General features: G+C 68.3%; 8 protein-coding genes. 1 reads left to right on the top strand and 7 read right to left on the bottom strand.

Going from position 1 to position 9,025, the window contains the following annotated elements; translation table 11 throughout:
• The coding region (locus AC07CM_RS46360; protein WP_478882600.1) for a nuclease/transposase family protein at window positions 1-1,972 on the bottom strand (1,972 nt) is incomplete at its 3' end.
• Between the two features lie 171 nt (window positions 1,973-2,143).
• Between AC07CM_RS46360 and AC07CM_RS46355 the strand changes: the two genes are divergently transcribed.
• Window positions 2,144-2,800 carry a transposase gene (locus tag AC07CM_RS46355; protein WP_478882599.1) on the top strand — a complete coding sequence of 219 codons (657 nt, stop codon included), beginning with the start codon at window positions 2,144-2,146 and terminating at the stop codon, window positions 2,798-2,800.
• Between the two features lie 256 nt (window positions 2,801-3,056).
• On the opposite strand, the gene AC07CM_RS46350 is transcribed toward AC07CM_RS46355, so the two are convergent.
• The 6 genes from AC07CM_RS46350 to AC07CM_RS46325 all read right to left on the bottom strand — a co-directional run bounded on the left by AC07CM_RS46350 (window position 3,057) and on the right by AC07CM_RS46325 (window position 8,825).
• A complete protein-coding gene (locus tag AC07CM_RS46350) occupies window positions 3,057-5,747 on the bottom strand; it encodes a lantibiotic dehydratase (protein ID WP_478882598.1) in 2,691 nt (896 codons plus the stop codon).
• Window positions 5,748-5,842: 95 nt separating this feature from the next.
• Window positions 5,843-6,037 carry an FxLD family lanthipeptide gene (gene fxlA, locus AC07CM_RS46345; RefSeq protein WP_478882597.1) on the bottom strand — a complete coding sequence of 65 codons (195 nt, stop codon included), beginning with the start codon at window positions 6,035-6,037 and terminating at the stop codon, window positions 5,843-5,845.
• A gap of 52 nt (window positions 6,038-6,089) precedes the next feature.
• Window positions 6,090-7,325 (bottom strand): methyltransferase, FxLD system, encoded by a 1,236-nt coding sequence (fxlM, locus tag AC07CM_RS46340; RefSeq protein WP_478882596.1) that lies wholly within the window; start codon window positions 7,323-7,325, stop codon window positions 6,090-6,092.
• 314 nt (window positions 7,326-7,639) lie between these two features.
• Window positions 7,640-7,975, bottom strand: a complete 336-nt coding sequence (locus AC07CM_RS46335) for an ATP-binding protein (protein ID WP_478882595.1) — start codon at window positions 7,973-7,975, stop codon at window positions 7,640-7,642.
• A 26-nt stretch (window positions 7,976-8,001) separates the two neighbouring features.
• The gene (locus AC07CM_RS46330) at window positions 8,002-8,595 is read right to left on the bottom strand and encodes a hypothetical protein (RefSeq protein WP_478882594.1); all 594 of its coding nucleotides are present in this window, start codon (window positions 8,593-8,595) and stop codon (window positions 8,002-8,004) included.
• On the bottom strand, window positions 8,592-8,825 hold the full coding sequence (locus tag AC07CM_RS46325; RefSeq protein ID WP_478882593.1) for a hypothetical protein: 234 nt from the start codon (window positions 8,823-8,825) through the stop codon (window positions 8,592-8,594). Before AC07CM_RS46325 ends, AC07CM_RS46330 begins: the two co-directional genes overlap by 4 nt.
• Window positions 8,826-9,025 lie beyond the last annotated feature (200 nt).

Raw genomic sequence — 9,025 nt, 5'->3', positions numbered from 1 at the left:
AAGGATCCGGCGTGGTGGCTGCCGCGTGGGTGCGGCCCCGGGTGGGGCGGGCACCGCGCTGCGGTTGACTCGACAGGGCTTCTTGCAGCCCTTCATGGAACAAGATCTGTGTATGTTGCGCCTGGACGATGTCCAGGCGCGCGGTGCTGGGGTCGTCGGGGTCGGTGAGGCGGACGTGGGCGCAGAGGGCGCCGGAGACTTTGTCCCGCTCGCCGACGAGCCCGCACGCGGGGCACATGTGGATGCGGTCGGCGAGGGTTTTGGCGACCTTCTCGCCGCAGAAGCAGGTCTGGGAGAGTTTGGTCGTGAAGGTGGAGGCCCGGAGCATCCGCCCGCCGGTCTTCTCGCACTCCCGGCCGATGGCAGTGATGAGCCGTCCGGGGGTGGTGGCCTGCAGTGCTTTGCCCCACCTGCGGAACCAGGTCCGAATGTCACAATCCTCGACAACCACATTCGCGCCGTGGGCGGTGACGATCTTTTCGGCTATCCGTCTCGCACGGTGGTCTTTGGCCGCGGCGGCGGTGGCGGCGGCTTCGGCGAGCCGGGCCCGGTTGAGCCGGTAGCCGGCCGACAGGCTGTCGCGGCGGTACGCCTGCTTGGGCACCTGGGCCTTGTTCGCTGCCCGCGCCCCGCCGGGCACCAGAACGGTGCGTGCGAGCAGGCCTGCAGTCTGGCGGCGGTCGGCGCGGGCCTGCTGGCGTTTCGACGGCCGGTACTGGCCAGGGTTGGAGGCTCGCCGGGAGCGGTCGAGAGCACGCGTGCGGCCGCGTTCCTTGCGGCGGGCTTTCGCCCGCGCGGCAAGTTCCTCGTCGGATGGCGCTATCCGGGTTGCTTCGATGTCGCCGTCGGCGGGGTCGAAGGTGTTGGGGAAGGAGACGATGGAGAGGTTGGAGACGTTGCCGTCGATCCCTGCGACCCGCTCGAGTGCGGCCGCCGCCTGGCGGCGGGCTTTCGTCGCCGGGGACGCGTAGCCGCCGGTCAGGACCATCAGGTGGGCTTCATACGCCCATCCGCCCGGCGCGGAGCTGTCCCGGCGACGCACCAGGTCGATCTTGTGCCAGGTGTCGGGGTTGTTCAGGAAGTGCAGCAGGCGAGGCCAGCGGCCCGACCCCGAGGGCAGGCGGACGGGCAGGACCAGATCACCGCGGCGCGAAGCCGCACCACCGGTGAAGACGACGGCCAGAGGTCCGGTGTGATCCCACCAGGCCGCGGCCCGCGTCTTCGGGGTCTTCTTCGCCCTCCCTTCGCCCGTCTCGACGCGTCCCGTCGGACGCGCGGGTGCAGGAAGGTGCCGCGGCTGCTCGAGCAACGCAACACCTGCGAAAAACGCGGCGGCCTGTTCCGGGGTGGTGACCGCAGGGTCAAGGCTGCGGTGCCGGTAGGCATCGAGGTGCCCGGCCAGGGTCCCGTGCAGCCGGAACGTCTCCCACTTGCGGGCAGTGGTGTGGGAGCGGGCACGACCGGGGATCCGGGTGTAGTCCCACCAGAGGCCAGTCTTCGGCTGGCCGTGCCTGCGGCCGGAAGAGTCCGGGAACAGGTGCCGGCTCACCGAGGTTTCGAAGACCTCGTCCGCCTGGTGCATCACCAGCGCTTTGGTGACGTGATGGGCGAGATGCTGGGAGTTTTCCATGTGCCGGTAGGCGCGCCGTTCCATGCCCTCCCGGGACAGCCCGAGCTCCAGCCGCCACGCTTTCGCGTCCGTCTCGCGGCGGACATCGCCGGCCCAGTACGCGTCGACCGCGTCCCGGGCATCCCGCTGCAGGGCGCGTTTCACGGACCACATCGCCGAGAACAGGTTCTCGGTCCGGTGCCGGGTGGCGGGGTCGTGGACATCGAGCGGGAGGCGGATCACCGCAAGCTCAGTGTCCGCGTCCCGCGACCAGCGCTTCTTCTTGTTCTTGCCACGGAACCGGCGGGCGGCAGGCGGTGCGTCGTCGGAGGCGGGCACGGGTTCGGACAGCTCTGCGTTCATTGACGGCCCACCCCCCTTTTTGACGTAGCAACAACCGCAACCTGTCCGTGACTTCGTCAGTGCGGCAACCAACACCAAAGCTACAAGACCCCACTGACAACGCCCCGCGATGCGACGGAACTTCGGTCTCTGCAGAACCTCGTCGGGCGGCTGTGGGAACTCGCACCGGACTTGGGCCGGGGCCGGCCCTGGGCGCTGCCGTACACCGACCGGGTGCTACTCGTCGTCCTCGCCTACCGGACCAACCTCACCATGCAACAACTCGGATCCCTGTTCGGCATATCCCACGCGGCTGCCCACCGAGTCATGATCCGGCTCGCAGGACCGCTCGCCGAACTCCTCGGACCACCGCCCACCGACCGGCGAGAATTGTGGGTCGTCGACGGCACCCTCATCCCCGTCCACGACCAGCAGCACACTGCGAAGAGCAAAAATTACCGGCGGAGTATGAATGTGCAGATCGTCTGCCGGGCACGGGACCGCCGCATCGTCGCCGTCGGGAAGGCGTGGCCGGGCAACCGCAACGATGTAGTCGTCTTCCGTGAAACCCTCCACAAGACGCTGCCGAGCGACCATCGCCGGTTGTCCGGTGACGGCGGCTACCGCGGATGCGACCGTGTCCGGACACCTCGCCGCGGGCCCGACGGCCGCATCATCAAAGACCGCAACCACCGCCGATTCCGTAGGCGCCGTGCCGTCGCAGAACACACCATCGCCCGGCTCAAAGACCACCAGATCCTCCGCCAATGCAGGCGCCGCGGCGAGGTCATCAACCACACCCTCGCCGGCGTCGCCGCACTCCACAACCTCAAGCTCGACATCCGGTAAACCAAGTATCCCTCGCGGGAAGCACGTCCCGGTCCGCATTACGTGATAGCTCTTAGGGCAGCGGCGCGGGCCTGCCATGTTTCGGTGGCCAGGGAGCCGCCGGGAAGGGCTGCGAGCACGGAGGCGCCTTCAGGTGCGGTGAGTTCGAGCACCTGGTTTCGCAGAGCCCGGTCCAGCCGCCCGGTGCCCTGGGGGAGGTTGTCCACCAGCCACGTCTCGGCCTCGGTGGTGCTGGGTGCGAGGTGGGTGACAAGGTTCAGGGCGCTGGCCGCGGCGAGGGCCTGCGGGGCGAAGGCGTCGTGCGCTCGGCGAGCTGGATCTGTGCGAGGGCGGCGGCGGAGTCGGCCGCGAAGACCTGGTGCGCGGCGTCCATGGCCGTCGGGCCGCCGAAGCGCCCGGTCTGCGGTTGGTAGGGAGCCAAGACGAGCCCAGACGCCAGACCGAGCCCGTGCAGACCGTCCGCCCAGGTACGGATGTGCTGGGCTGCGGTCCCGTACGCGCCCGGCGGTAAGTGCAGCGTGAAGTCGAGGTGCTGGTCGGCGTCTGGGCGAGCCATCTGCCGGTACCGGGTGAACCACCAGGCTGGCGGGATCTCGCCGAACGCGGCGAGCAGGCGGGGCAGGTGCCGACTCAGGATCTCGTCGTAGCGGCGCGGGTGGGCGTGGAGCTGTGCGTGAAGGACGCTGCCGGCGCCGGGGAGATGGCGTCCGGCGGGTGGTGTGGCGGCGCGCGGCTGGGACGCGTCGGCGGTCTCGGGCTGGGACCGGCCGAGGGAAAGCCATATCTCGTGTGCTCGCCCGATCCAGCCGTGGGCGTCGCCGTCGGGGACTTCGCGCAGTTCCAGGCGCCGGGTGCTGTCGAGGTGTGCGCGCAGTACCCGGCGATGGACCGGGTGAGACAGGTCGAGGGGGAGGCGCTGGTCGTACTCGATCATGGCGACCTGTATCGGGACCCGGAGTCGGTTCCGCCAGGCGTCGAGGGCGTGTTCCCACTGCTCGGTCGGGGTTTTGCGGCCGGGCAGGTCGTCGGCCATCAGTAGCCATCGGGCCTGGGTGAGGACGGTGTGGCGGTAGCGTACCCGTGGCAGGAACGGGAGCCGGGAGCCGCCGCCGAAGTCGAAGGGCTTGTAGGCGGCGTACCGTGCGTGGGCCACCTCGGCGAGGAAGCGGGCCAGCGGCGGGGTTTGGGTCCCGCCTTCCAGGGCGTGTAGGACCCGTACGTCGATGCGTTGGCCGGTGGAGAGCTGAACGAGGTGGAAGCTGCGTGAGTCCGCGGTGACGGCGATGTCGGCGAGCTGGATCGTCGTCTCGTCGGCCTCCCGGTGGCCGGACAGCTCGATGATGTTCGGCAGTAACCGCTGTGTACGGGTGACGTTCTCGCTGCGGCGGCGTCGCGGCGGAAATACGAGCTGTGTGGGAAGGACGCCCGGGACGCTGTGGTATGAGGCGGCGAGGGCTTCCTGCTGGTCGGGCGGCAGGACATGGGCGAACCGGCCAGCCATGCTGCTACCTGGCCGCGGCACCGCGGTCAGCAGCACGTCGAAGAAGCCGCGCGCTAGAGCCGTGGTGCTGGGGGAGTGGACTTCGAAGGCTGCCTCCACTCGGGGCACGAACAGCCGCTCGTCACTTCCGGCGGCTTTCTCAAGGGCGTTGAGCGTCGCGTCCGTCAGCCGGAGTTCATCGCGTCCGTTCATGAGGACTTCCTGCACCAGGGCGAGGAGCAGTTCGTCGCGATCGGTGAGCAGCTTCGGCGCGGCACCACGTTCGGAGCCGACATAGCCGGCGGGCAGGCTCAGGCCGCTGTCGGAGACCAGATCCATCACCGGCACCAGGGCGCCGACACCGTACCGGGAACGGAACCGGCGGTGGTAGTCGCGCCAGTGCTGGTAGCCGTAGGGCTGAGGGGTGGTCCGGTACAGGGCCGTGACGGCTGCTTGCACTTCCGCGATCACGGCCTGCGGCAGCTGCACTTCGCAGTCGAGGACGGTGTCAACAAGCAGCGGTGTCGAGGTGACAGTGGTGAGGGCGCGCATCCGCGCGGCGATCGCGCTGACGCTGGTGTCGCAGAGCGTCGGCTCGTGGGAGGACACGTCCTCGCGCACCGCGTACAGCGCCTGGACCAGGTCCCGCACCTCGGGGACGCTGTCCGCCTGGTACCGGTCCAGTTCGCGGCACAGGTGCTGGAAGGGGTCCACGGTGGTTGCGGGCGCCCACAGACTGGTGATGAGGAACTGCTGCTCGATGAGGCCGGTGAGGAGCGCGTCGATCTTCTCCGAGGTGGCCTGCGGGAAGCTTTCGCTCAGGTAGACATGGAGGTCGCCGTAGGGAATGGGGGCGCGGGCCGCGTTCATCGCGACGGCGACCGGCCGGGCGTTGCGGACGGATATCTCGACCGGGGCCAGGAGGAGGGTGTGGCCGTCGGAGGGCGGCCCCGGCGCTACAAGCCGGTCACCGCGTGTGTGAGCGGCGTTGTTGGCGATGAGCGGTAACCGTTTCAGCAACGCGGGGCTGCGCTGGAGGCGCAGGACCATGTCGGTGGCCCACTCGGCGTCCGGTCGGATCGTCGCGCGGTGCTTGTCACGCCATCGCACGCTCGCCTGCGGCCCGACGGATACGGGGGCGGTGCCGGCGAACAGACCGAACGGGGTCGGGCGGTGCTGCCACCGTAGGAGGTAGGAGACCGTCGCCAGCGCGGTGCGGCGAACATGCCGGAGCTCAGTCTGCCGACCGCGGACGACGGCTTCGATGGCGTCGGAGAGGACGGGTGTGGCCAGGTCCAGCGCGCTGTGGAAGTCTTCGCGTTGCCAGATGAGCTCCAGCCATCCGCGAGTGACGGCCGCGTCGTCCAGGTTGAGAATGTGGGGTACGTCTGCCGGTCCGGGGCTGGTGGTGGCGCGCAGCATCGCGGCACCCTGCCACTGGTAATCGGCGACTGCTCGGGAAGCCATGAGGCCCTTCCTTCAGGCGGCGCGCGGGAGGAGGGAGGCGGCTGGTGGGCCGGGCGCAGCGCTTCGTCCGGCCTACCAGCGAGGGCTGACCTGGATCAGGCCGGGTCCTCCACGAAGGAGTTGCAGGCGGAGGAACCGGTCGCGCAGGTGGTGCCGCAGCCGTCGCCCGTGGTGCACATGAGCTTGCCGTGCGGGTCCTCCGCGACGACGACCTTCACGTCCAGGGGCGCGAAGTCATCGTCGTCCAGGCCCACCAGCGGCGTGGCTGGGGTCACAGTGGCGCTCGTCATGATGTTGCCCTTCCTCTTCTTCGAGTGGTGCGGGACGGCCTGACTCCCGGCTTTACGCAGAGGGCCAGGAGAGCGAGATCCGGCTGTGCACCTTGTCGATGACCCGGTCGGCGCGGATCTGGTCGTCGGGGGTGCTGGCCGGATAGACCCGGATGACCGGGCTGGGACCGCCGCGCCTTTTGGACTCCCAGTCGCGCAGCACGTCGGTGATCTTGTCGGCGAGTTGCTTCCTTTTGGGGCCGAGAGCGTGCACGCCGTACTCGACGTGCTTGTTGTCCTTGGTGCGGCGGGTGACGAGGTAGGCGAATGTGTCGTCCTCGACGGCAGCGAGGGCAAACCGCTTGTTCGAGGGGGCCACCAGGCCTGTGTCCAGGTCTTCGTCGACGGCCATCGTGCAGAAGCCCGGCAGGCTAATCGCCATCGTCATCTGGAGGGTGTCGAGGAGTTCCTGGAGGCCGATGGTGACACCGGTCCACTGCTCGTGACGCGGTGTCGTGATGGCGTTGTCCAGCCGGTGCGGGTTGGCCGGCAGGCCGTCATCGAACCGCAGGCCGATCTCCGGGGTGCCGTTGACCAGCAGGAGCTCTTCCCGGTGGGCGGTCGAGCCCTGCATCGGGACGAAGCCGCAGATCCGCGCCGACTCGCTCTCCAGGTAGTCGTCGTGCTCGCCTGTAACCTGGGTGAAGGCGACCGACCGGGTCAGGCCCCGCATCCGCAGCGGAACCACGAGCCGGCCGCCCTGCTTGAGCTGCGAGGTCCAGGCCGGGGAGATGTCCCAGGCTCCGGCGGTCACCATGACGACGTCGACCTCGCCGAGGTCCGGGATCTGCACGGCTGCGTCGGCGGTGACGACGCGCACCCTGTCGTAGCCGTGTTCGTCAAGGAGCCGCCGAGCGCGTTCGGTGACATCGAAGTCGATGTCCACGGTGACGACTTGACCGTCCTCGCCGACGAGTTCGGCGAGGTAGGCCGCGTTCAGTCCGCCCGAGCCGATCTCCAGCACCCGCATCCCAGGCCGCACTCGGGCCTGCTCCAGCATCATGGCCTGGATTTGAGGGGCGGAGACGGAGCTGAGCTGCACGCCGTGCTCGTCCGTCTTGGTGATCACGGCGGCGTACGTGTCGTACGCCTCATCCAGCGGCGTGTCGGGGGTGAATTTGTGGCGGAGCACCTTACGCATCGCCGCTTCGATTTCCGGAGAAGAGATCGTGCCATCCGCGCACAGCTCGTCCACCACCTTGTTCCGCAGGCGGGTCGCCTCGTCGGGCGCGACGGTCGTGTTGGTCATGAAGTTCCTTCGGTCGTACGTGTTCGAGGGAGGCCGGCATGAGCGTGCCGGTGGGCCGGGAGGCTATCGGGGGTTGGTCTCCGTTTCTCGTCGGATCGCCCAAGGCCGGTGTTTTGGTGGACGGTGCGCAAGGGCTTCCGGCGCCGATCAAGCGCCGCCCGGCGGTCCGGTCCGCACATAGGACGGTCGGGCGATTGTCTGGGCAGCTGACACAAGATCGTCCAAATTGACGACCCGTAGTGTCGCAGTTCGCGTACAAGCTGGGAGGCGAGGAACCAGCCGTTTTGGGGAGGCGCTGTAGGGGAGGGTAGCGATCACAGTTCCACCGGTCTGGAGGCAAGGAGGGCGCTCACTGTTTTGCCAGGTCCTTCGTGGTGGAGGAACCATGTAACCTGAGCGCCCCGATGTGCGATCTCCAAAAGGCCGCGGCCCCGTTCTCCTCGAAGTGCGGCCTCGAAGTCGGGGAATGACGGGTTGAGGTCGGTCACTTCGATGAGGAGATTGCCTGACTCGTCTACGGCGGCGCGTAGAAGAAGTGTGTGCGTCGTCGTGTGATCGGGCAGGCCGTGGCGCACTCCGTTGGCCACCAGCTGGGCGACCACCTCGGCGGCTTGGAGAGCGGGACCCTCCCAGCCGAGCACGGGAAGCATGGCACGAATCCACACCCGACTAACCCTCACAGCGCGGATTCCGTCGCTGGGTAAATCAGTCTGAGGCCGGCGGCGATCGGAGATGACCGCACAGCGGGTAGCGGACGTGTCGCGGCGTGGTCGACGGGCGGCTGCACGATGCTGAGCAGCTGTGGCAGCGCGCGGTAGACCAAGTTCGCCTGGGTGGTTGCTCCACCGAGCAGCTTCCGAGCTTGCTTGGCGATCTCCTCGACTTCCCAGACCTCCATGTGGAGGTCGTCCCACGCGTACTGCTTCAGCGTCCTGCCACGGGCCAGCGCTTGGATGTAGCCGAGGACGTCAGGAGGGAGCCAATCGGCTTCCACGAGGTCGGGCAGCTCTAGGACGCCGTGAACACGCGCGCGAAAGACGAGTTCTGGCTGTCGGCCCTGCGGCCGGATGCGTTCAGTGCCGAGTTTCTTTGCCGCTGCGGACCAGATCGGTCCCATGCCGTCCGCGGGAATGCGGTGCTTCTCTTTGGCTAACGTGCCTAAGATCTCTGCACCTTTGTGGCCAAGCGCAGCCAGAGCGAGCGCACGCCGTTCTAGCGCAGACAAAGGAGCAGCCCCGGACGGTAGTTCGGGGCGTACGAGGACTGTCACAGCTGGCCTCCCTGCGCATGGTCAAGGACGACGATGTGCGCACAGGTCGCGACCTGCCCCGCCGTGGTGCCTGGTCCGGTGATAGGTGGTGACTGGGTACTCATTGGCAGGGCGTCGTCGTTCAGGGACTCTGGCTTCTTCACGATCCCGCGCTCGACCAGCAACACGTCGTCGGTAATTGCCGCGAGGCCGCAGTACCTCAACTGCGCTGCAGCGATCCGGCGCATCATGCCTATCAGGACCGCGTCCTGGGGGAGCGGCGGCTCGCCCCGTCGGCGTGGTGCAACGTGGAATCTCTCATCCATCACGTCCGCGTCGCGGCAGCGAACCGCGCGAGGCGTACGTACGGCTGTCGTCGCTCCGGCAACTCTGGGGGACATGGGGAACTCCCTGATCCATGAATGTGCAGGACCTCGCACTCTCAGCGAGC

It is taken from the genome of Streptomyces sp. NPDC044061, assembly GCF_056434305.1.
The sequence above is the reverse complement of the archived record's forward strand: the minus strand, read 5'-3'. Positions and strand labels throughout refer to the sequence as shown.